This window comes from Winogradskyella sp., from assembly GCF_003712105.1.
Classification (GTDB): Bacteria; Bacteroidota; Bacteroidia; order Flavobacteriales; family Flavobacteriaceae; genus Winogradskyella.
Window position 1 is genome coordinate 218,754 of the sequence record NZ_RHLG01000004.1, and the last position, 23,706, is coordinate 242,459.

At 34.0% G+C, this 23,706-nt stretch carries 29 protein-coding genes; 19 read left to right on the forward strand and 10 right to left on the reverse strand.

What is annotated here, in order from left to right; all coding sequences use genetic code 11:
• Positions 1-4 precede the first annotated feature (4 nt).
• Together ED556_RS10655 and ED556_RS10660 are read left to right on the forward strand one after the other, a co-directional pair.
• Positions 5-244, forward strand: coding sequence for a hypothetical protein (locus tag ED556_RS10655; RefSeq protein WP_296323349.1), 240 nt, complete (start codon positions 5-7; stop codon positions 242-244).
• Positions 245-973: a nitroreductase family protein gene (locus ED556_RS10660; RefSeq protein WP_296323352.1), complete on the forward strand. Its 729-nt coding sequence runs from the start codon at positions 245-247 to the stop codon at positions 971-973.
• On the opposite strand, the gene ED556_RS10665 is transcribed toward ED556_RS10660, so the two are convergent.
• The 5 genes from ED556_RS10665 to ED556_RS10685 all read right to left on the reverse strand — a co-directional run bounded on the left by ED556_RS10665 (position 974) and on the right by ED556_RS10685 (position 5,139).
• The gene (locus ED556_RS10665) at positions 974-2,971 is read right to left on the reverse strand and encodes a cytochrome c biogenesis protein CcdA (protein WP_296323354.1); all 1,998 of its coding nucleotides are present in this window, start codon (positions 2,969-2,971) and stop codon (positions 974-976) included.
• Positions 2,972-3,102: 131 nt separating this feature from the next.
• Complete coding sequence (locus tag ED556_RS10670; protein WP_296323356.1) at positions 3,103-3,513, reverse strand: rhodanese-like domain-containing protein; 411 nt, start codon at positions 3,511-3,513, stop codon at positions 3,103-3,105.
• A 21-nt stretch (positions 3,514-3,534) separates the two neighbouring features.
• Complete coding sequence (locus ED556_RS10675; RefSeq protein ID WP_296323359.1) at positions 3,535-3,855, reverse strand: rhodanese-like domain-containing protein; 321 nt, start codon at positions 3,853-3,855, stop codon at positions 3,535-3,537.
• 106 nt (positions 3,856-3,961) lie between these two features.
• Positions 3,962-4,576 (reverse strand): thioredoxin family protein, encoded by a 615-nt coding sequence (locus tag ED556_RS10680; RefSeq protein ID WP_296323362.1) that lies wholly within the window; start codon positions 4,574-4,576, stop codon positions 3,962-3,964.
• Positions 4,577-4,605: 29 nt separating this feature from the next.
• Positions 4,606-5,139: a TlpA disulfide reductase family protein gene (locus ED556_RS10685; RefSeq protein ID WP_296323366.1), complete on the reverse strand. Its 534-nt coding sequence runs from the start codon at positions 5,137-5,139 to the stop codon at positions 4,606-4,608.
• Positions 5,140-5,242: 103 nt separating this feature from the next.
• Here ED556_RS10685 and ED556_RS10690 point away from each other — a divergent pair, with 103 nt between their 5' ends.
• The 13 genes from ED556_RS10690 to ED556_RS10750 all read left to right on the forward strand — a co-directional run bounded on the left by ED556_RS10690 (position 5,243) and on the right by ED556_RS10750 (position 16,932).
• Positions 5,243-5,698, forward strand: coding sequence for a MarR family transcriptional regulator (locus ED556_RS10690; RefSeq protein WP_296323369.1), 456 nt, complete (start codon positions 5,243-5,245; stop codon positions 5,696-5,698).
• Between the two features lie 11 nt (positions 5,699-5,709).
• A complete protein-coding gene (locus ED556_RS10695; protein ID WP_296323371.1) occupies positions 5,710-6,273 on the forward strand; it encodes a YceI family protein in 564 nt (187 codons plus the stop codon).
• 200 nt (positions 6,274-6,473) lie between these two features.
• Positions 6,474-7,880: an anthranilate synthase component I family protein gene (locus tag ED556_RS10700; protein ID WP_296323377.1), complete on the forward strand. Its 1,407-nt coding sequence runs from the start codon at positions 6,474-6,476 to the stop codon at positions 7,878-7,880.
• 1 nt (position 7,881) lies between these two features.
• The gene (locus tag ED556_RS10705; protein WP_296323380.1) at positions 7,882-8,448 is read left to right on the forward strand and encodes an aminodeoxychorismate/anthranilate synthase component II; all 567 of its coding nucleotides are present in this window, start codon (positions 7,882-7,884) and stop codon (positions 8,446-8,448) included.
• 110 nt (positions 8,449-8,558) lie between these two features.
• Positions 8,559-9,551 (forward strand): anthranilate phosphoribosyltransferase, encoded by a 993-nt coding sequence (trpD, locus tag ED556_RS10710; RefSeq protein WP_296323383.1) that lies wholly within the window; start codon positions 8,559-8,561, stop codon positions 9,549-9,551.
• Between the two features lie 113 nt (positions 9,552-9,664).
• A complete protein-coding gene (gene trpC, locus ED556_RS10715; RefSeq protein WP_296323385.1) occupies positions 9,665-10,453 on the forward strand; it encodes an indole-3-glycerol phosphate synthase TrpC in 789 nt (262 codons plus the stop codon).
• Positions 10,454-10,733: 280 nt separating this feature from the next.
• Positions 10,734-11,348 (forward strand): phosphoribosylanthranilate isomerase, encoded by a 615-nt coding sequence (locus ED556_RS10720; protein ID WP_296323387.1) that lies wholly within the window; start codon positions 10,734-10,736, stop codon positions 11,346-11,348.
• Entirely contained in the window at positions 11,332-12,513 is a 1,182-nt protein-coding gene (trpB, locus tag ED556_RS10725) for a tryptophan synthase subunit beta (protein WP_296323390.1), read from the forward strand. Before ED556_RS10720 ends, trpB begins: the two co-directional genes overlap by 17 nt.
• Before the next feature lie 2 nt (positions 12,514-12,515).
• On the forward strand, positions 12,516-13,280 hold the full coding sequence (trpA, locus tag ED556_RS10730) for a tryptophan synthase subunit alpha (protein WP_296323393.1): 765 nt from the start codon (positions 12,516-12,518) through the stop codon (positions 13,278-13,280).
• Between the two features lie 36 nt (positions 13,281-13,316).
• Positions 13,317-13,772, forward strand: a complete 456-nt coding sequence (locus ED556_RS10735; protein WP_296323396.1) for a tRNA (cytidine(34)-2'-O)-methyltransferase — start codon at positions 13,317-13,319, stop codon at positions 13,770-13,772.
• A gap of 110 nt (positions 13,773-13,882) precedes the next feature.
• Positions 13,883-15,691, forward strand: a complete 1,809-nt coding sequence (locus tag ED556_RS10740; protein ID WP_296323398.1) for a glycoside hydrolase family 2 TIM barrel-domain containing protein — start codon at positions 13,883-13,885, stop codon at positions 15,689-15,691.
• A 5-nt stretch (positions 15,692-15,696) separates the two neighbouring features.
• Positions 15,697-16,587, forward strand: coding sequence for a YitT family protein (locus ED556_RS10745; RefSeq protein WP_296323403.1), 891 nt, complete (start codon positions 15,697-15,699; stop codon positions 16,585-16,587).
• 3 nt (positions 16,588-16,590) lie between these two features.
• Positions 16,591-16,932: a ribose-5-phosphate isomerase gene (locus ED556_RS10750; RefSeq protein WP_296323405.1), complete on the forward strand. Its 342-nt coding sequence runs from the start codon at positions 16,591-16,593 to the stop codon at positions 16,930-16,932.
• Positions 16,933-17,029: 97 nt separating this feature from the next.
• On the opposite strand, the gene ED556_RS10755 is transcribed toward ED556_RS10750, so the two are convergent.
• The 5 genes from ED556_RS10755 to ED556_RS10775 form a co-directional block, all read right to left on the reverse strand.
• Positions 17,030-17,770, reverse strand: a complete 741-nt coding sequence (locus ED556_RS10755) for a uracil-DNA glycosylase family protein (RefSeq protein ID WP_296323407.1) — start codon at positions 17,768-17,770, stop codon at positions 17,030-17,032.
• A gap of 131 nt (positions 17,771-17,901) precedes the next feature.
• Complete coding sequence (locus tag ED556_RS10760) at positions 17,902-18,624, reverse strand: hypothetical protein (RefSeq protein WP_296323409.1); 723 nt, start codon at positions 18,622-18,624, stop codon at positions 17,902-17,904.
• Between the two features lie 29 nt (positions 18,625-18,653).
• Positions 18,654-19,412, reverse strand: coding sequence for a peroxide stress protein YaaA (yaaA, locus tag ED556_RS10765; RefSeq protein WP_296323412.1), 759 nt, complete (start codon positions 19,410-19,412; stop codon positions 18,654-18,656).
• Positions 19,413-19,646: 234 nt separating this feature from the next.
• On the reverse strand, positions 19,647-20,669 hold the full coding sequence (locus ED556_RS10770) for an RluA family pseudouridine synthase (RefSeq protein ID WP_296323415.1): 1,023 nt from the start codon (positions 20,667-20,669) through the stop codon (positions 19,647-19,649).
• Positions 20,670-20,678: 9 nt separating this feature from the next.
• Complete coding sequence (locus ED556_RS10775; protein ID WP_296323418.1) at positions 20,679-21,242, reverse strand: PASTA domain-containing protein; 564 nt, start codon at positions 21,240-21,242, stop codon at positions 20,679-20,681.
• Between the two features lie 128 nt (positions 21,243-21,370).
• On the opposite strand from ED556_RS10775, the gene ED556_RS10780 reads away from it, so the two are divergent.
• Genes ED556_RS10780 through ED556_RS10795 form a run of 4 tightly spaced genes read left to right on the forward strand, consistent with a single transcriptional unit; the run spans position 21,371 to position 23,704 of the window.
• Positions 21,371-22,348, forward strand: a complete 978-nt coding sequence (locus tag ED556_RS10780; RefSeq protein ID WP_296323420.1) for a D-alanine--D-alanine ligase — start codon at positions 21,371-21,373, stop codon at positions 22,346-22,348.
• Between the two features lie 6 nt (positions 22,349-22,354).
• Entirely contained in the window at positions 22,355-22,756 is a 402-nt protein-coding gene (locus tag ED556_RS10785; RefSeq protein ID WP_296323421.1) for a hypothetical protein, read from the forward strand.
• The gene (gene coaD / locus ED556_RS10790) at positions 22,756-23,211 is read left to right on the forward strand and encodes a pantetheine-phosphate adenylyltransferase (RefSeq protein WP_296323423.1); all 456 of its coding nucleotides are present in this window, start codon (positions 22,756-22,758) and stop codon (positions 23,209-23,211) included. Before ED556_RS10785 ends, coaD begins: the two co-directional genes overlap by 1 nt.
• A 46-nt stretch (positions 23,212-23,257) precedes the next feature.
• The gene (locus tag ED556_RS10795) at positions 23,258-23,704 is read left to right on the forward strand and encodes a HEAT repeat domain-containing protein (RefSeq protein WP_296323426.1); all 447 of its coding nucleotides are present in this window, start codon (positions 23,258-23,260) and stop codon (positions 23,702-23,704) included.
• Positions 23,705-23,706: the final 2 nt, after the last annotated feature.

Genomic DNA, 23,706 nt, shown 5'->3' on the forward strand with positions numbered 1-23,706 from the left:
ATCTATGCTAAGACTTTATATCATAGGAATTTTAATATTAATCATAGCTATTTTAGCTAATGCTATTGCAATGAAATTAAACATACTTACTTGGTATGACTATATTTCAGTGTTAACCAAATCCAATTCATCTGAGATTTCAGTAAGATTTATCGATTATTTATGGTTATTTTTAGCTTATCCGCTATCCCTTGGGTTTGGATATTGGATGGGTGATTATATCTACAAACTAATTTTTAATTAAATGGAAAAAACAGTTTCAGAAGCTATAGCTTATAGACGTTCTACACGAGTTTACAAAGACACACCTATAGATACCGAAAAAGTAAAACAGTGCTTAGTTAATGCGTCTTTAGCGCCAACAAGTAGTAATTTACAATTATGGGAATTTTATCATGTAACTAATGAGGAAAAGCTCAAAAATTTAGCTGAAGCTTGTTTTAACCAGAATGCGGCAAAAACGGCGAAACAATTAGTTGTTATTGTAACAAGAAAAGATTTATGGCGTAAACGTGCAAAAGCCAATATTGATTTCTTGAATAAAGTTTACAATAAAGAAGATTTAAGCGAGCGCGACTTAAAGCGCAAAAAAATGGCAACTAATTATTACCAAAAACTAATTCCAACTGTGTATTCAGATTTTTTGGGAATATTTGGTTTTTTAAAATATCTAGTGTTTAATGTCATAGGGATATATAGACCTATCTATCGTCAAGCGCGATTAAGTGATATGCGCATTGTTGCTCATAAAAGCGCTGGATTAGCGGCACAGAATTTTATGAACAGTATGGCAGCTATCGGATACGATACTTGCCCTATGGAAGGCAGCGATACCTTAAGAGTAAAACAAATTTTAGATTTACCTAGAGGTGCCGAAATAAATATGGTAATTGGCTGTGGGATACGCGATGAAAAAGGGATTTACGGACCTCGTTTTAGGGTGCCTTTCGAAGATGTTTACTTCGAAGTTTAACTACTGAAAAATAATCGGTTTTAAACCGCCTTTTTTAAAATTCTCCAATCCAGTTTTCAGCCATTCAAAATAAGCATCTGCATCTGGCTCATATGCATTAGTTGTATTTAGCAATTCTAAATCATGGTTTAGTAATGCATAGTAAGGCTGAGAATTATTTTCAAAATTAATGGTTTGTAGCGTTGCCCATTTATCACCAATAGTTTCTATATCCTTTACAGTGCCATTAGCTCTTAAATACTGAAACTGTTCGCCTTCTGGTAATTCTTTCTTATCATCAACATATAGCGAAATGATGACATAGTTTTCACTCAACATATCATACACGGCAGATGCACTCCAAACTTGTTCTTCCATTTTACGGCAATTAACACATGCCCAACCTGTAAAATCTAATAATATAGGTTTATTCTCAGTTTTGGCTTTTGCCAATCCTTCTTGCCAATCTTTACTGCAGTTTAAATCTAAAGGGCATTCAGAAGCTTTATCATATAGGCTATAAAACATAGGTGGTGGAAACCCACTTAACAATTTCAAATTAGCATATTTTGTATTGGTTAACCCTGGCATTAAATAAAGAACAAATGCTATAAATAGTAGTGCAGTAGTTATTCGGCCTTTGCCTAATTTTTGTAGTGGACCATCATGCGGAAATTTAATTTTTCCAAAGAGATACAACACCAGACCAATTCCAATTATAATCCAAAGTCCAATAAACACTTCACGCTTCAATATGCCCCAATGCTCTACTAAATCAGCATTAGATAAGAATTTGAGCGCTAAAGCTAATTCAATAAAACCTAAAACCACCTTTACTGTATTTAGCCAACCTCCAGATTTTGGCAAACTATTTAACCATTTAGGAAACATTGCAAATAGACTAAATGGTAATGCTAAAGCCAAACCAAAACCACTCATACCCATTGTTAATTGCATTGCTCCACCATCTGCTGTTAGGGAGCTTCCTAATAAAGTCCCTAAAATTGGACCTGTGCATGAAAAAGACACAATAGCTAAGGTTAAGGCCATGAAAAACACGCCAATAACTCCACCAATTTTTGTAGCTCTACTGTCCATAGCAGCACTCCAACTTTGTGGTAATGTCAGCTCAAAATATCCAAAGAATGAAAATGCAAACACCACAAAAATGACAAAGAAAATAATGTTTAGCGTCACATTAGTAGATATGCTATTAAGTATTCCAGGGTCAATAGAGTCTAATAAATGAAAAGGAATACTTAGTAAAGCGTAGATTAAAAAGATAAAAAAGCCATAAAGAATAGAATTAAATAAGCCTTTTTTTGATTCACTAGAACTTTTAGTAAAAAACGATACCGTCAAAGGAATCATCGGAAACACACATGGTGTCAATAATGCAATAAGACCACCTAAAAATCCTAATAAAAATATAGACAGGTTACTCTTTTCTTTTATCTCTTGTTTTTGGTACTTGTCCCAACCTGTTACATTTAATTGAAGCTCATCTGATAGCTGTTTACTTTTATCATCTACTGTTGCCGCTTCTTCAATAACTTCACTTCCATCAAGATTAAGCTTAAAACTATCATCACCTAATATGCACTTTTCATCATCACAAGTTTGGTACTGAGCTAAAATCTGTATCTGTTTAAACTCAGGATTCGTCACAGAAATTTTCTGTGTGAATAGAACAGTCCCGCTGAATTTCTTCACATATTCTTTAAAGACAGAATCAAATTTTTCTTTTGAGTCTGGCTCTGTAGTTTCTCCTATGAGTTTATAATTTCCGTCTTGATTTAAAAATTCAATATCAGTCTCGGGTGCAAATCCTTCTTCATCAAACTTATGCTGGGAGTATATGCTGTAGCCTTCTGCAACTGTTACTTCCATTGAAATTAGATATTCAGTATCTGATATCTGTTCTATAGTATTTTCCCAACTCGCTGGGTTAAATATCTGAGAAAAAGAGCTTAAGGTAAATAGAACACTTAATAGGGCAAAAAGAAGACGTCTAGTCATTGGAGTATAATAGTTGTTACACACAAATGTAATTGTTGTGCTTGTTTTATCAATTAATGGTCGACTAATTTATAAAAACCTTAAGAATTGAAGTCATAAAAAAACCGAACGTAGTGTTCGGCCTTTAGTATTTAAGATTTTTCATCTGCAGTGAGTAATTCGGCATATTCCCATTTCGATATGCCTCCGTCAAGGTCATATACTTTTTCGAACCCCGCATCTTTTAGTTTTTTTGCACATTTTGCACTGCGTCCTCCAGATTTACAGTACAGTAATACGGGCTTTGACTTATCTAGTTTTTGTATATCGGCATCAAAGGTTGGTGATCTAAAATCTATATTCTGAGCAGATTTAATATGAACCGACTCAAACTCCGAAGGTGTTCTTACATCTATAAGTTGAACATCTTCTCGTTCAATAATGGTTTTCATCTCATCAGCAGTTACTAGTTTTATATCTTCAGAATCTGCTTTCTGATCTACACAACTTGTAATAAAAATTACAAGCATACCTGTTAGTAAAACTTTAGTTAATTGCTTCATGATGAATGATTTTTTGATTGATTAATTTAGTTGACTGACTTCACCTTGCCATTCCGTAAAACCTCCCAAAAGATTATATGCATTTTCAAATCCTAACTGATTCATAATTGCACATGCTTGAGCACTTCGTCCTCCTGATCTACAGTAAACATAGTAGTTCTTCGAGGTATCTAATTTTTGAATGTCTTCAATAAAACCTTGCCCTTTGTAAATATCTATATGTAAAGCTTTAGGAATAACTCCTAATTCTTCGACTTCTTCTTGTGTTCTAACGTCCAAAATTATAGCGTTAGTATCTTCATTTAGTTGTTTTGTCCAATTTTTTTGATCTAAATCAGCCATTTACGTGGAATTTATTAAACAAAATTAACATTTCTTTATGATATAGACGTAAAAAAATCTGAAGTGTTACACTTCAGATTTAATATTTAACATATTTAGTAAAAAACTATCTTTTAACTTTTATAGAACAACCAATTGCTCTAGTCTTTGTCTGCTCAACTTCTTTTCCTTCCAATAGTGCATTAACAGCGTTTTCCACGTATTTTGTTTTTACTAAAGAAGCATCTTGATAATTATCATCAATTGCACCAATGTATTTTACAACATTTCCTTTAGTCGTTTTCTCAAGAACATACACATGTGGTGTTTTGGTCGCTCCATATTGTGGATATATTTTTTGACCTTCGTCCATTAAATACGGAAAAGTAAATCCTTTAGCTTTGGCTCTAGCTTGCATAGCTTGCATATTATCGCCAGGTTTTACATCAGTATCATTAGGCATAATAGCAATAACAGGATACCCTTTGGAGGCATACTTTTTATTTAATGCTTCTATTCTATCTTCGTATGCAACGGCATATGGACATGTATTACAAGTAAAAACAACTATAAATCCTTTTGCTGTGTTATAATCTGAAAGTGATACTTTTTTACCATCAATATTTTGTAAGGAAAAATCCGTGGCGATGTCACCTATGTCATAGCCTGCAGTTCCTGTAACAGTAAATGCTGTTAAGCTTATAAAGCAGACAAATACTGCTATTAATTTTAAATTTCTCATAATTTTAGTTATTAATTATCTAATGCCCATTATGGGTTTAAAAATTGTTGTACTTCGTTTTGTAATTCTTCATAGGTGAAAGATTTTTCAAAAAACTTACGCTTATCACCTTTATATATTATTGTGGCTGGTAATGCACCAGACCATGTTTCATTTATTGCAGGCACCCATCTATTTTGGTCTACATCATCCAAACAGACAACTTTAGATTGAATGCTATTCTTCTTTAAAAACGGAATTAAGTGAGTTTCATATTTTCTTGGAAAATCTAAACTAACCAATAAAACCTCAACATTCTTTTCTTTGTAATCTGCGTTTAGTTTTTCAAAATATGGCAGCTCTTTAATACATGGTGCACACCAAGTAGCCCAAAAATTTACCACATGTATAGTATTGTCATCAACATTTATCAAAGGTTTAAGGCCATCATAATCATATATTTCTAAACCTATATCGTCGTTCTGCTCTAATTTAGTTGATGTATTTTCAGAAAGTGGAGCATCTTTAGGTGCTTCTTTACATGCACTCAAAACAAAAAGAAATAGTAAAAACAGCTGCTTCATGCATTAAAAGTACAACCCGAAAAAACCAACTGTTTCATTTTTAACAAAAAATTAAATGTTAATATGAAAATTAGTTATACATTTGTATATACAATTGTTGTATATGAAAGAGTTAGAAAAAATTATAAGTTCAACATCTAATATATCAGACACTAAAGCTGCGGTAATTAGCATATTTCATATCAATAATTATATTAAAGAAACCATCTTAACTCATCTTAAACCACACGATTTATCGATTGAACAATTTAATGTAATGCGCATCCTTAGAGGACAAAAAGGTAATCCTCTTAATCTCCAAGACATACAGGAACGAATGATTAATAAGATGAGTAATACGACTAGACTAGTTGATAAACTATTAAAAAAGAGATTTGTTAAACGCACTATATGTAAGCAAAACAGAAGAAAAGTCGAAATCTCTATAACCGAGTTAGGATTAAAAACATTAAACGACTTAGATGCCGTTATCGATAATACAGAGCAGAACATAACTGCTCCACTTAATAATGAAGAATTAAAACAATTAAATAAACTTTTATTAAAACTTAATAATTAAAACAACAGAAAATGAAGAATTTAAAACATTTAGCAATAGTAATCTTAGCCATGTCTTTTTTCTCTTTTACAGTATTTACTGAAAAGCAAATTAACATTGAAGAAAGCACAATAGAATGGACAGGTAAAAAAGTAACTGGCCAACATGTTGGTACAATAAACTTCGAAAGCGGTATGCTAGCTTTTGATGGTGATAATTTAGTAGGTGGTGAATTTGTAATCGATATGACAACCATTACTGTAACTGATTTAACCGGAAAAGGTAAAGCTAATTTAGAAGGTCACTTAAAATCTGATGACTTCTTTGGAGTTGCAGCGCATAACACAGCCACTTTAAAGATTACAAATGTTAGTAAGCACAAAAAAGATTATGAGGTCATAGGTAATTTAACGATTAAAGGTATTACCAAACCTATTAACTTTACCTTAGTTATGGAAGCTAATTCTGCGAGCGCTAAAGTCACTGTTAACCGTGCCGAGTTCGATGTAAGGTATGGTTCACCAAGCTTTTTCAACAATTTAAAAGACAAAGCTATCTACGATAATTTTGACCTAGACGTGAAGTTATCTTTTTAATGTATTAAAAATTTTAAATTTAATTTGAAATAAATAATTTCATTTCTATATTTGACATCAAATGAGAAACAATAAAACATGGTGGTGGAACTTTGCAAACGAAACGTTCGTGAACTAGTCCATTGTGTTAATTAAAATATCAAAAGGCTTGTCATTCACGACAAGCCTTTTTTAATTATTGTGCACTGAAATAATCAGAAATGAAAACATTTAATTTAACAACTCATTATAAAAAGATTTTAACCGATACCATCACTCCTGTAACTGTATACTACAAGATTAGGGATAAGTATCCAAATAGTATCTTATTAGAAAGTGGTGATTATCACAGAAATCACAAGAACTTTTCTTATATCTGTTTTAATCCAATAGCCTCGATAAAAATTGAAAATGAAGTTATAACACAGACGTTTCCTAGTGGAGACAGTTCTGAAATAAATATAACAGATGATATCAATGTAATTGATGAAATTTACAATTTCACAAAACGATTCAAAAGTAACTCGACAGAAAAATTCAAGTTTATTAATAATGGCATTTTTGGCTATACCTCTTATGATGCTGTTAGGTATTTTGAAGACATAGAAATTGGCAAAAAGGAAAACTCTGTTGAAATACCAGATGTATATTACGCCGTTTATCAAAATATCATTGCCATAAATCACTTTAAAAATGAAGCTTACATTTTTGCACATTGTCCTGAAGGTGTAACAAGCAATATTGATGCTATCGATAATCTTATAAACGTTCAGAATTTTGCATCTTTCAACTTCGATCCAAAAGGAGATATTTCTTCTAACTTAACCGACCACGAGTTTTTACAACATGTAGATTATGCAAAAAAGCATTGCGCACGTGGTGATGTGTTTCAATTGGTACTATCGCGACGATTTTCTCAAGAATTTACAGGAGATGATTTCAATGTATATCGTGCATTAAGAAGCATCAACCCATCGCCTTATCTATTCTATTTCGACTATGGTGATTTTAAGATTTTCGGCAGTTCTCCAGAAGCCCAACTTATAGTCACTGATGGATTAGCAGAAATTCATCCTATAGCCGGTACATTTAAGCGTAGTGGAGACGACAAACAGGATGCATTACTGGCAGAAGAATTGGTAAAAGACGAAAAAGAAAATGCCGAACATGTCATGCTTGTGGATTTAGCCCGAAACGATTTAAGTCGGCATGGAAGCAATGTAAAAGTAGAGACGTATAGAGAAGTTCAATTCTTTTCGCACGTTATTCATTTAGTAAGTAAAGTTACAGGACAAAAGCATGATACTACATCTACAATACAAGTAGTTGCAGATACATTTCCTGCTGGTACTTTAAGTGGTGCACCAAAGCATAGAGCCATGCAACTGATAGAGCAATACGAAAAAACAAGTCGTGGTTATTATGGCGGAGCAATAGGTTTTATGGATTTTGAAGGTAATTTTAATCATGCCATTATGATTAGAACCTTTTTGAGTAAAGATTACAAACTCAATTGGCAAGCAGGTGCTGGATTAGTATCAAAGTCTAACCCGGAAAGTGAAAGACAAGAAGTATTCAACAAATTAGGTGCCTTAAATAAAGCCATTGAATTAGCTAAAGAGATATAATATGAAAAAAGTATTAGTCATAGACAATTACGATAGTTTTACATACAATCTAGTGCACTATCTAGAAGATTTAAACTGTGATGTTACGGTTTATAGAAATGATAAATTAACGCTAGATGATGTAAAACCCTTTGATAAAATTGTGCTTTCTCCTGGTCCCGGAATTCCAGATGAAGCCGGATTATTAAAAGCCATTATCGAGACGTATGCTCCAACAAAAAGTATTCTAGGTGTCTGCTTAGGACAGCAAGCTATTGGTGAAGTTTTTGGTGGTGAACTAGAAAATCTTGATAGTGTTTTTCATGGCGTAGCTACTAATGTGACATTATCTGTTGATGATGAAATTCTCTTTGAAGGTTTAGATAACACTTTTGAAGTTGGTCGTTATCACTCATGGGTTGTTAGCAACAACTTACCTGAAAGTTTAGAAGCCACATCTTTTGATGAAAACGGACAAATCATGTCTCTACGTCACAAAGTGTATGATGTAAAAGGTGTACAATATCATCCGGAATCGGTTTTAACACCTGATGGCAAAAAAATACTAAAGAACTGGTTAAACAATTAAAGTGTCACTTCGAGTGATTTTTGAAGTATGAAAAAATCGTATCGAGAAATCTAGGTCTCGATACAAAATTCTGAAAAAGAATTTCACTCGACCTGACAAACTAATAAAATATGAAAGACATATTAAACAGACTTATTGCTCATGAAACTATCTCTTCAGAAGAAGCTAAGCAAGTCATTGTAAACATATCTAACGATATGTACAATCCTAGTCAAATAGCTTGTTTCTTATCTGTGTATATGATGAGGAGTATTACTATTGAAGAGTTACAAGGGTTTAGAGATGCATTATTGGAGCTATGTGTGCCAATTGACCTTTCAGACTATAATGCTATCGATATTGTAGGCACTGGCGGCGATGGTAAAAACACATTTAATATATCTACATTATCATCATTTATTACTGCAGGTGCAGGTGTACATGTTTCTAAACATGGTAACTATGGTGTCTCATCAACATCGGGTTCGTCAAATGTTATGGAGAACTTGGGCGTTAAGTTTTCAAATGATGAAGATTATTTAAAACGCTGCCTAGATAAAGCAGGTATCTGCATTTTACACGCACCTTTATTTCATCCTGCCATGAAAAATGTGGCACCAATTCGCAAAGAATTAGGTGTAAAAACATTTTTCAATATGCTTGGTCCAATGGTAAATCCATCGTTTCCAAAAAGCCAATTATTAGGTGTTTATAGTTTAGAAATTTTACGTTTATACAGTTTTCTATATCAAAAGACAGATAAGAATTATAACATTGTCTTTGCTCTTGATGGATACGATGAAATTTCTTTAACAGGAAAAGCTAAAATCATTTCTAACCATTCGGAGACATTATTTTCTCCTAGAGATCTAGGGTTAAATTCTATAAAACAATCTGAAATCTTTGGTGGTGATACTATACAAGATGCAGCTAAAATATTTGTAGATATAGTGAATGGTAACGGAACTGAAGCGCAGAATAATGTGGTTTGCGCAAATGCAGGTCTCGCTATAGCTACTAGCAAACAAATCTCTCATAAAGAAGGTTTTGAATTGGCTAAAGAATCTCTGTTTAGTGGTAAGGCAAAAGAAAGTTTAAATGCTTTAATCGAATTAGGTAAATGAAAAAAAACGACACTTCAAGTGATTTTTGAAGTATAAAAAATCGTACCGAGACGTCTTGGTCTCGATACAAAATTCTAAAATAGAATTTCACTCGACCTGTCGACATTAATAAAATGAACATATTAGATAAAATAGTAATAGATAAACGCAAAGAAGTAGCACTTCGAAAAGAGCTGATTCCAACGAATCAATTGGAAGCATCGGTTTTGTTTGACAGAGACACGTTTTCTTTAGCACATAATCTCCGAAATAGTAAATCAGGAATCATTGCAGAGCATAAGCGTCGATCACCATCAAAATCGGTAATCAACCAAAGCCTTAATGTTCAAGATGTGGCCAAAGGTTATGAAAATGCTGGTGTTTGCGGGATGTCTGTTTTAACTGACGGGAAATATTTTGGAGGCAGCCTAGATGATTTATTATTAGCTAGAGCGAGTTGTAAGCTTCCACTTTTACGAAAGGAATTCATTATAGATGATTATCAAATTCTTGAAGCCAAAGCATATGGTGCTGATATTATTTTATTGATTGCCGCTATTTTATCGAAAGAAGACATTAAACAGTTTTCAGAGTTAGCTAAAAGCTTAGATTTGGAGGTGTTACTCGAAGTACATAATGAAGAAGAATTACACAAATCTATTATGCCTAGTCTAGACATGTTGGGTGTAAACAACAGAAACTTAAAAACCTTTGAAGTAAGCCTTGAAACGAGTAAATCATTAAGCACATTAATTCCAGATGACTTTGTAAAGGTATCAGAAAGTGGTATTAGTTCTGTTTCAGCAATTACAGCATTACAACCCTATGGTTACAAGGGTTTTTTAATTGGCGAAAACTTTATGAAAACTGATAATCCTGGAGTATCAGCTTCAGGTTTTATAAATGAATTAGAAAATAATTAATCAAATCAATGCAAAGCATTGAAAACTATTGAAATGCAGAATATAAAAATCAAATCGTTGAAAATTTTCGAAGCCTTGGAGAAAATTTAGATTTTATTTTTGGTTTTCAGAAGGAAAAATTCCTCATTTCAATTTGATTTTTTGGTTCGTTTTGTATCAAGACAAAATGAACAAAAGAGAAAAAATATTTCTTTAGGAGTTTATCTTGAGCGATAGTCGTAAGGCAGGAATAACAAAAACAAAAAACGCGGAGAGGTTTCCGCTTTAATAAAAATAAAAAATGAAGTTAAAAGTCTGCGGAATGAAACATAATAGTGCCGAAGTTGCTGCGTTGCAACCAGACTATCTAGGCTTTATATTTTACGAAAAGTCTCCTCGTAATTTTGATGTGAACATCCCAGAAATAGATACATCTATAAAAAAAGTTGGTGTGTTAGTAGATGAAAAAATTGAAGTCATAGTAAACCTTATTGAGAAGTATCAACTAGATGCTATTCAGCTTCATGGTCATGAATCACCAGAAGCCTGCAAGTTATTAAAAGCTACAGGTAGAGAGATTATTAAAGTATTTAGTATCAAAGATGAATTCGATTTTAGCGTATTAAAACCTTATGAAGATGTAGTGGATTACTTTTTATTTGATACAAAAGGAAAACATCCTGGCGGTAACGGTTATACGTTTGATTGGAATGTTCTAAATAACTATTCATCAACAAAACCTTATTTTTTAAGTGGTGGCATTGGGCTAGATGAGATTGAAAATTTAAAAGCTTTTAAAGAAAGTTCTGCTTCAAAATTTTGCTATGCTATTGATGTCAACAGCAAGTTTGAAATTGAACCTGGATTAAAAAACATAGAAGAATTAGAAAAATTTAAAAATGAGCTACAACATTAACAACAAAGGCTATTACGGAGAATTTGGCGGAGCATTTATTCCAGAAATGCTGTATCCAAATGTGGAAGAATTACGTCAAAACTATCTCAAGGTAATGGCAGAGCCAGAATTTCAAGAAGAGTTCAACCAGTTACTCAAGGATTATGTTGGTCGTCCTTCTCCACTCTATTTTGCCAAACGTTTGTCAGAAAAGTATACTACCAAAGTGTATTTAAAACGTGAAGACCTCAACCATACTGGTGCGCATAAAGTCAATAATACTATCGGGCAAATACTTATGGCTAAACGCTTAGGAAAAACTCGAATTATTGCCGAAACTGGTGCAGGACAACATGGTGTGGCCACAGCAACAGTTTGTGCACTCATGGGACTAGAATGTATTGTGTACATGGGCGAAATAGATATCGCACGACAAGCACCAAATGTTGCCCGTATGAAAATGCTTGGTGCTGAGGTTCATCCGGCGCTATCAGGAAGCCGCACCCTAAAAGATGCTACCAATGAAGCCATTAGAGATTGGATAAATAACCCTGTAAACACACATTATATTATTGGGTCTGCTATTGGACCTCATCCATATCCTGACATGGTAACACGTTTTCAGTCGGTTATTTCAGAAGAGATCAAATGGCAACTCAAGGTACATGAAGGCAGAGAAAATCCAGATTACGTAGTCGCTTGTATTGGTGGTGGCAGTAATGCTGCTGGTACTTACTATCACTTTTTAGATAATGAAGATGTTGGTATTATAGCGGTCGAAGCCGCAGGAAAAGGTATTGATTCTGGCGAGAGTGCAGCGACTTCAGTATTAGGAAAAGAAGGCATTATTCATGGTTGTAAAACCTTACTGATGCAAACTAATGACGGACAAATTACTGAGCCATATTCTATTTCAGCAGGATTAGATTATCCGGGTGTTGGACCATTACATTCGCATTTGTACAAATCGGGTCGTGGTGAATTTTATTCGGCTACAGATGATGAAGCAATGACCGCAGGCTTAGAGTTAGCCCAATTAGAAGGTATTATTCCTGCAATTGAAACCAGTCATGCATTGGCCATTTTTGAACATAAAACATTTAAACCAGAAGATATTGTTGTGATCAGTTTATCTGGTCGTGGTGATAAAGATTTACAGAACTATATTGATTATTTTAAGTTATAGAAATGAACAGAATACATCAAAAATTACAAGAGAACAAAAAACTCTTATCTATATATTTTACGGCTGGATATCCGAGTATAAATGACACCGTTTCAATTATTGAAGACCTCGAAAAATCAGGCGTAGACATGATTGAAATTGGTCTGCCGTTTAGTGATCCATTAGCCGATGGCCCAACCATACAAGCCAGCTCTACACAAGCTCTAAAAAACGGAATGACCACTGAGAAGCTATTTGAGCAGATTAAAGATATCCGTAAAACAGTATCTATTCCATTAATAATCATGGGCTATTTTAATCCAGTGTTACAATATGGTGTAGAAGCCTTTTGCAAAAAATGCCAAGAGGTAGGTATTGATGGTTTAATTCTTCCTGACTTACCAGTCGATGTGTACGCAGAGCAGTATAAAGACACATTCGAGAAATTTGGTTTAAAGAATATCTTTTTAATCACGCCACAGACTAGTAATGAGCGTATTCAATTCATCGATTCGGTTTCTGATGGATTTATCTACATGGTAAGTTCGGCGAGCACAACAGGTGCTAAATCTGGCTTTGGTGACGAACAAACACAATACTTTGAGCGAATAGCTTCGATGCAACTAAAAAACCCTCAAATTGTTGGTTTTGGAATCAGTAACAACGAAACGTTTACACAAGCTACACAATATGCAAAGGGTGCTATTATTGGTAGTGCGTTTATTAAGCATTTAACGAATAAAGGTGTAAATACTATTGATGCTTTTGTAAAAGGAATTTTGAATTAAATTATAGATTCCTGAATGCTCAGGACTAACAACATCATGCCAATTAACATCGTCCTTATAGAACCCGAAATCCCAAACAATACTGGTAATATTGGCCGTTTAGCACTTGCTACGGGTTCTAATTTACATCTGGTAAAACCTTTTGGTTTTGAAATTGACGATAAACGCTTGAAGCGTGCCGGATTAGATTATTGGCAACACCTCGACGTCACCTATTACGATTCTAGCGCGGATTTTTTCGAAATACATAAAGACAAAACCATGGCTTTTTTATCTGCACATGGCACGACCTCACATTGGGATATTGAATTTGAAGATGATATATTCTTAATTTTCGGTAAAGAATCTGTTGGTTTATCTAAAGCCATTACAGAAAAATACAAGACCCAATTATTCAAAATTCCGATGTTTAGTAAAAATATAAGAAGTCTTAACTTAGCAAATGCTGTAAGTATCGTAACTTATGAAGCGTTAAAGCACATCCATAATTGAATTAAATCATCTAACTATGATAGCCCATAATGGGCATTTGGAAGCAATGGTTTATGCTAATTAAAATAATTAAATGTTGTAACAATATCTCATTACAAAAAATTAAATAGATGAAGAACAGAATCCTACTAATCCTTTTTATTCAAGCTTTAGTTTGCAATTCTATTTTTGGGCAGACGAAACTTCAGAAAACAGATTCCAACTGGGAACTCATTGTTAACGACAAACCTTTTGAAGTCAAAGGCGCTACCTTTGGTTATGTTGACGATATCGAAAATTACGACATCTACTTTAAAGACCTTAAGTCATTAGGTGTAAATACCATACGTCTTTGGGCTACAGATAAGCAAACAATCAAATTATTAGATGCAGCCCATAAGTACGACATTAAAGTCATGGTTGGTATTTGGATGCGTCATGGTAGACCAGGCATGGAAGATGATGACAGCTTTAATTATCTGGAGGATAACAAAGGCAAAGAAGACATGTATACCAATGCCATTAAAGTTGTTGAAACCTTCAAAAATCATCCTGCGGTTTTGGTTTGGGGCATTGGTAACGAAGTGTATTTAAATACAGCTACAGACGAAGAAAAAAAGGCATATTCGTTATTGTTAGAAAAGATATGTTCTAAAATAAAAGCTATTGACCAAAATCATTTAATTACCTCAGTTGAAGCGTGGACATTTGGCTTGGATTGGTGGGAAAAGTATGTACCATCAATTGATATTTATGGATTGAATAGTTATGGTCCTGGTGCTGGTATTTTGAGTTCAGAATTGACAAAAAGAAATATTGACAAGCCTTACATAATCACTGAATTTGGCGTTACTGGCGAATGGGATATTAAGGCTGAAGTAAATGGCATAAAACAAGAACCTTCAGATGCAGCTAAGTACAGCGCACTAACTGATGGTTACGACCAATGGATAAAACCTAAAGCCAATTGTTTAGGTGTGTATATGTTTCACTATTCTGACGGAAAGGATTTTATTTCGCCATGGTTATTTACGCATCACAATGGTAAATACCGACCACAATATTGGGGCATTCGAAAAGCCTATACTGGTGAGAATCCCGTTAATTATTGGCCAGAAATAAAAAGCTTTAGTCTAAACAAATCAAATTCTGAAAGTAATGCTTGGATGCCAGTAACATTAGAAGTATCCGATAAAGAAAATGAAACTTTAAATGTTAGTTTTTATTACAACCAACGTACAGGAAGCAGAAAACGACGTGACCAAATTTTACCATTGCAACATCGTGGTGATTTAGCTAGCGGATTCGAAATATTGCTACCAAAAGTAGATGGCGCCACTAAAATCTATACAAACGTAACTGACCAATACGGTAATACAGGTATTGAATCAACAGGTATCATTATTAAAGACGATGAAGCTAAAACTAAGAAATACCTCGTTCCTAAAGTAGAGCTGCCGTTTTACGTGTATAAAGACGGTGAAGATTCGCCTTTTGCGCCATCGGCATATATGGGTAACTATAAAGATATGACGGTTGACCTCAACAACACCGAAGATGTTTTTGAGGGTAAAGCAGCTTTAAAAATTTCTTATGATGCCTATGACTGGTTTGGTTTAGGATTAGTTGACCCAGCTAACGATTGGGGCGAAATTCTTGGAGGTTATGATTTACAAGGCGCCGAGACCTTTAGCTTTTGGGCTAAAGCTAGTACAGACAATGTTGTGGCAACCATAGGTTTTGGGCTCATCGGAAAAGACAAACCCTATCCAGATACAGCAAAGGAAAGCAAAGAAATAAAGCTAAAAACCAAGTGGAAAAAATACACCTTCAAGCTTAAAAATATAGACTTAAGTTGCATTAGATCGGGGCTTGTTATTTTTTCTAGTGGTAGAGGTCTAGAACAGGATATCTATATCGATAATGTAGTCTTTGAGTAAAACAAATGAAGTATCAAAAACTTAGAAGTGTAATCTCCGAATACGTTCAAATATGTATTGGTATTATATTGGCCAGTATTGGACTCAAAGCATTTTTATTACCTAATGGATTTTTAGATGGTGGTGTTACCGGTATTGCGCTTTTGGTAAGGACTCAGGTAGATATCAATATTTCATTTTTATTAATAGCATTTAGTATTCCGTTTATAATTCTAGGCTTATACACTGTGAGTAAGCGTATTGTTATAAAATCTATCATCAGTATTATTGGCCTATCATTATTTATTTATTTCGAAAATTTTGAAACTATCACGGACGACAAATTACTAATCTCCATTTTTGGTGGTCTGTTTTTAGGTGCTGGTATTGGCATTGCTATTAGAAATGGTTCTGTTTTAGATGGTTCAGAAATTTTGGGTGTGTACCTTAATGATAAGTTTGGTATTAGCATTGGGCAGATTATCCTAGTCTTTAATATCATTTTGTTTAGTGTTACGGCATTTGTACTTACAGTTGAAGTAGCACTTTATTCTATCCTTACCTACATAGTCACTGCAAAAGTCACAGACCTAATTATTGAAGGCTTCGAAGATTTTATAGGTATTACCATTGTCTCCAAAAAGTACGAAGCTGTAGAAGCTGCCATTATGCAACATCTTGGTACTGGAATGACCTTGTACAAAGGCACCAGAGGTATCGGTAATACAGGCAAGCAAGAAGACTTTGATATTATACATACTGTAATTAACCGTATCGATATTAAAAAAATGTACCGTATTGTTAATGCCATTGACAGTAATGCTTTTATTGTTGAATTTGATGTTAACTCGGTAAAAGGTGGTGTATTGCGGCATTATTTAGATAAGAAAAAGAATAAGGTTTTACCCAAAGTTTAAGTTATGCCCTATCGTATTTATGTTGTAGAACTCTCTAAACGTGTGTATACCGAGAGTAGAAAATTTCGTGAAGCCAATCCGCAGTTTAATGGTGTTTTAGAATGTTTATATGTTGGCATGACGAGCAAAACACCTAAAGAGCGTTTTCTACAGCATAAAACAGGTTACAAAACCAAAAAGGGTGTGACTATATCCTCAAGCATTGTTAAAAAATATGGCTCGTATTTACGCCCAAGTTTGTATAACCATATCAAACCTTTAAGAACACGAAAAGAAGCCCTAGAAGCAGAAAAAGCCTTGGCGTTACAACTAAGACGACAACGCTACGCGGTTTGGTTTAATTAGAAACAACCAAGACCTATGCTGTCATTCCGCCATGTCTAACTGAAAGTGGTCACTGAGCGAAGTCGAAGTGCAGTCTCCATATGGAATGACAAAACTCTTAAAAAAACTCCCGATACTGCATTACCCTAAAATCAAAAGTATTAAAGTTCGGATTTTTAGCTTTTAATTGCTTGTACAATGGCAATCTACTTATGGAGATATTGGCTGCTCCAGAGCCAGAGGTTAGTGATACGGTTTTTATGCTTCGACTGCGCTCATTATTGGTGCTTCGACTCCGCTCAGCAACCACTTTTTGATTATGTACTTTGGTAGCACTTCGACTTCGCTCAGTGTCCACGGGTAAATAAAATTGGTGTATGCGTGGCACCTCGTTAGAGACTAGTTCTAACTTTATGTTGTAAGCTTTAATATGTTTTCTAAAAAAGTATTCTGGGCCATTCTTACTATTACCGCCAGTAAATAATAGTGTATCAATATTTGGGTATTGCTTTATATAGCCAATAACATCTCTTAGCTTAATATTTTGCATGCCTAAATCAGAGGCATCAATCTTTTCGCGTTCAGCACTATCTACAATATCACAAACACCAATGTTACGTTGTATTAAAAACTGTTTGCGTTCGTCAATAGCGTCTTGAGAGTTATCGTAACGTAAGCCCAAATTATGGATAGCATCTATTTTTTTCCACAGCGAATTATGGTAACTACCATAACAGAAATCCACATCTTTTTCATGTAAGTCGCCCGTAGAAAATCGTGGTGGTGGTAATGTACCCACAATCAGCTTGGTGGCATTTTCTGGAATAAAGGGCTCGTAAGGATGCTTGTGGAAAAACACGTAATAATGGTTTTATTATAGTTCGACTTTTCTCATTATTGGTGCTTCGACTCCGCTCAGCAACCACATTTTGATTTCAACCAATGCTCAGTGACCAAACTCAATCAGATAAGAATTCTCTCGAATTGACGTTATAATGTTTTTAAAATCTGCTCAACTTCAGTAATTGTTTTTCTAAACAAACGCCTATTCTGTTTTGTCATGTATTTGGCTTCATTGCTTATTTCTTCGAGCAACGCTTGCCCATCTTCAGTTTTATCATGTGAGAGATAAAACTTAGCCAATTCTAATCTTTCGCTATAATTAGAATACGGCCTATCAATGGATTTCAATTCAGTTTCAGCTTTTTCAATCTCACCTATAGATTGCAGAGCTAAACCATAACAAAACTGTTCTTTAGAGGCTTTAAACTCTGGTAATGCCTTTATTTTTTCAGCATAAAAAATCACCTTTTCAAAATCTTCAATTTCAAAATTACTCTGTACTAATTTCTGGTTGGCATACGTAGCATTTTGCACCTCATCTTCTAGAGTTTTCTCGTAATTAAAAATTGCATTCTGATAAGCTTGGATTTCAAAATAAGCATCAGCCAAATCCAATCTATTAGCATAGGTATCGGCAAATTCTATTTTCTTTTCTAAGTCTTTTATCTTTTTAGTAGGATTAACTATCGATGTAATTTCTTTCTGAATAGTATCTACATCTCTACTTGTTAACACCTGAGTAATAATATAAAACACAGCACCGACAACGGGAATTAAGAAAATAACAAAGAACCAATAATAGGGTTTGCGATTTTTGTAAATATGGTAAAGGCAAAATACCTTGAGGGCAACAATTAAGTAATAATGCATCAGTTAGTATTGATGCTTAAATATAGAAACTATCTTGTAAACACCAACTCATTTTCTGACGACAATTCTTCACTAAAACCATAGCCTTCATAATTAAAGCCTTTAACGTCGTCAATAGTATTAGCATCGGTCTCAATAATATAGCGCGTCATATAACCTCTAGCGAGTTTAGCAAAGGTCATAATGGTTTTATATTGGCCGTTTTTAAAATCCTTAAAATTCGCAGTAACCACTGGTACTTTTAAGGCTTTAGTGTCTATAGCCTTAAAATATTCGTTACTCGCAAGGTTTAAGAACAACTCATCATCAGCCAATTCATCATTAAGTGCTTGAGTGATTTTCTTTTTCCAAAACTCGTATAGGTTTTTGTTTTTCCCAACAGGAAACTTAGTACCCATTTCTAATCGGTAAGGTTGCATTAAATCCAGAGGTTTCAGTAATCCATACAATCCAGAAATAATACGCACAGTATCTTCAACTTTATCAAGCTTTTTGGTATCAATGTTATAAGCATCCAATCCGCGATATACATCACCGCTAAATGCGTATAGTGCTGGTCTAGCATTTTCACTCGTAAAAGGTAAAGACCATGCTTGGTTACGCTCGTAATTCAGTTGTCCTAAATTATCAGAAATACTCATAAGTTTAGATAAACTTCTGGCTGATTTCTTTTTTAATAATCTATTGAGGCGTTCTGACTCTGCCAAAAAACAAGATTCTGTTGTTTTTGCCGTTGGCAAACTGCTTTCAAAATTTAAGGACTTAGCTGGTGATAATACGAGTTTCATATGCATTTACTGCGTATGCAGGAATCTTTTTAATTCAACATTAATTTATGAGAGTAAAAATACGATGTAATTAGAACAGTTTCAAGTATTGTCAACAACTAATCTAGATAGTCGCATAAACGATTACTATCATAAGATATTAAACTCCAAAAGCTTCATAAAACTTAGCTTTATATATAGAATTGCTTTAAACTCGTCAAACTATTTACTTTAAGATTCCTTCTTTCGAAGGAATTAAGCTTGATGCTTGGCATAACTGCGCCATTTTTCAATACACTGTTGCATATCGTCTGGGATTTCGGAAGAAAAACGCATAAATTCTCCAGTCGTTGGATGTTCAAAACCAAGAGTTTTTGCATGTAAGGCTTGACGTGGCAACACTTTAAACGCATTATCTACAAATTGCTTGTACTTGGTAAAGGTTGTGCCTTTAAGTATGGCATCACCACCATAACGTTCGTCATTAAAAAGTGTGTGGCTAATATGTTTCATATGCACGCGTATTTGATGCGTACGTCCAGTTTCGAGCTTACAACTTACAAGGGTTACATATCCTAATCGTTCCACAACATTATAATGCGTAACAGCAGGTTTTCCTTTGTAAGCATCATCACCTTCAAAAACGGTATTCTGTAATCTGTTTTTTGGATGGCGGCCAATATTACCCTCTATAGTTCCGGAATCTTCATTTAAGTTGCCCCAAACCAAAGCTAAATACTCACGTTCTGAGGTTTTTTCAGCAAACTGATTAGACAAATGGTTCATAGCATGTTCGGTCTTTGCAACAACCAATAAACCGCTTGTATCTTTATCTATGCGATGCACCAAACCTGGTCTATCACTTGAGTTTTTTGGCAGATTATCAAAGTGAAAAATAAGAGCATTAATCAACGTCCCTGAATAGTTACCATGTCCTGGATGTACTACCATTCCGGCAGGTTTATTTACAACCAATAAATCGTCATCTTCGTAAACGATATCGATAGTTATATCTTCTCCAACCAATAAATGCTCGTGTGGTGGATGCTCGAATTTTACAGTAATAACATCATTCGGTTTTACCTTGTAATTCGATTTTACAGGCGTATCATTTACGAAAATACTGCCATCTTTTGCTGCCGCTTGAATTTTATTTCGTGTCGCATTTTCTATAAAATTCATTAAGTATTTATCTATACGGAGTGCTTGTTGTCCTTTTTCTACAACAAACCTGTAATGCTCAAATAAATCCTCGTTCTGTGGAAGTTGTGGTGTCATAGCTATGACCTAGTTTGAAGACGCACGATTACCATTACCTAAAACCAAATCAATCTTAGAGGTTAATGGTAACATATCACCTACTTTAATATCTTGTCCTTTATGCTTAATTCCGAGCACCACATCTTTACCAATATTATCGATATAAGTCTTCTCTCCTACCACAAAACCTAACGCTTCTAGGGTTGGCTTTGCTTGTCTAAAAGTACGTCGTAGAATTTCTGGAACAGCAACTTTTCTGTACCCTGATGGATTTAGTGTAAGATATATTTTTCTGTTTTCTTTTACCTGAGCTCCAGCAATTGGGTCTTGCTCAATCACCGAATACTTTGGATAATTAGGATTAAAGTTTGCCGAATCTTGCACTTGCATCACCAAATCATTATCATCGAGTTCTATTTCGGCCGTTTCAATAGACTTACCTTTTAAGTCTGGGACAGTTACAAATTGTCCGTTATTAGTAGTTATATCTAACCACTTTAAGAGAATAAAACAAAATACGACCACAGCTAAAATTGCTAACGCTATGTGCTTAAAAAAAGTCTTACTTGTTAAAAATTTAATGATACTCATACCCAAGAATTGTTCACAAAACTAGTGAAATTTGTTGTTCTATATACGATAGTAAAATACAAATCGATTTTTGCAGTTAAAATAAAATAAATGATACTTTTACATAACAAGAAAATCTTAAGCTTATTATGTTGAAAAATATAGCAATAATTATGGGTGGCTACTCTAGTGAGTATGAGATCTCACTTAAAAGTGGTGGTGTTGTTTTTGACACTCTTGACAGAACAAAGTTCGCACCTTATGCTATACATATCTTTAAACATAAATGGGTTTATGTCGATGAAAACAATAAAGAATACCCAATAGACAAAGATGATTTTTCCGTTACTGTTGCTGATAGCAAAATAACTTTTGACTGTGTGTTTAATGCCATACATGGTTCTCCTGGCGAAGATGGTTTTATGCAAGGTTATTTTGAGCTTTTAGGCATTCCACATACGAGTTGCGATATGTATCAAGCAGCATTAACATTCAACAAACGTGACTTACTGGCAACACTTAAACCCTTTGGGATAAAAACCGCTGAGAGTTATTATTTAAACTTAGGTGATCAGATTAATGAAGATGACATTATTGCAACAGTAGGATTACCATGTTTTGTAAAAGCCAATAGAGCTGGTAGTAGTTTTGGTGTTAGCAAAGTGTATAAAAAAGAAAAACTTAAAGCTGCAATAGAAATTTCTTTTAAAGAAGATGACGAAATTATTATCGAAGAATTTTTAGATGGTACCGAAGTTTCGGTTGGTGTGATTTCGTACAAAGGCGAAACCAAAGTTCTTCCGATAACAGAGATTGTTTCAGAGAATGACTTTTTTGATTATAAAGCTAAATACGAAGGCCAATCTCAAGAAATTACACCTGCTCGACTAACTGAAGATTACGAGACTAAAGTAAGGATAGTTGCTAAAAAAGTATACGAAGTTCTTAAAATGAAAGGCTTTAGCCGTAGCGAATATATCTTTAAAAATGATGAACCTTACCTATTAGAAGTAAATACTGTTCCTGGTTTAACCAAAGAAAGTATTTTACCTCAACAAGCCAATGCTGCAGGAATTTCACTCGAGGAATTATTTAGTAATGCCATTGAAGAAGCTCTTAAAGATTAAACTTAAATGTCAATTTTTAAGAAAATACACTTATTTGGAGGAATTATAATTGTAATCATCTTTCTTCTTACAGGTCAGTATATGCATCATAACTATGACCATCTAAAAGGTATGGAGTTAATGACCAGAGCTTTATTTAGAACAGGCCATTTATATATTCTTCTCTTTGGTTTAATACATATATCCTTAGGTGCATATTACAAACCGAGTCGTCAAAAAATATTAAAACGCTTGCAATTGTTAGGTTCTGTGCTCATCATTATAGCTTCGGTACTAATTATTTATTCGTTTTTTACAGAATTACCAGCCTATCAAATAGAACGTATTATATCTAGGTATAGCTTGTACATTGTTTTTGCTGGTGTATCTATTCACGGTTTTGTATCTTTATTCAATAAATCAGAATAATGAAACGCGCCATTTTCCCAGGTTCTTTTGACCCAATTACTCTAGGACATTACGATATTATAAAACGAAGTGTGAAACTTTTTGATGAAGTTATTGTTGCTATTGGGATTAATGCTGATAAAAAATATATGTTCTCTTTAGAAGAACGGCAATCTTTTATTGAAAATGCTTTTAAAGACGAACCTAAAGTAAAGGTAGTAACTTATAAAGGTCTTACTGTTGATTTTTGTAAAGAAAATAATGTCGACTTCATTTTAAGAGGCTTAAGAAATCCTGCTGACTTTGAATTTGAAAAAGCCATTGCGCATACCAATAGAGATTTAGCGCCTATTGAAACTGTTTTTCTACTTACAGCTGCTAGCACCTCATATATCTCTTCTAGTATTGTGCGCGACGTAATTAGAAATAATGGCGATTATACCTTACTAGTTCCTGATAGCGTTAGGGTAAAGTAATAGCATTCTTGTAACATTTTGTTATTGCTAATGACCTATATATACTATGCTAGGTCGTATTACTTTTCTATTAATTAAACTAAGAATACTTCAACCAAATAAAAAAATACTCAATGGTTGGACAAGAAATTCTGATGCAAAAAAGTTGCGCTTTATCTTAAAATATGGCGATTATAAAACACGACCAATAGCAGCTATAGCATTAGCTGATATTGATGATAAATCCTCCATTCCTTTATTACTAGAATCAATAGATGATAGGATTCACCATGTTTCTATCACTGCGCTTAATGCTTTAGAGCAATTGGACACTGAGAAGGAAACAAGTAAAATAATTACTCGGAAACGCTTTTATTGGACCGAATTACTAACAAAAAAAGCCAATACACAAAAGAAAAAACGCGGAAAGGCTAATATTTATAAATGGGAAAGAAGCAGTAAAAAAACATTTGATATGGTAAAGGAACGGCTGAAAAGACCTATACGATGGTAGAA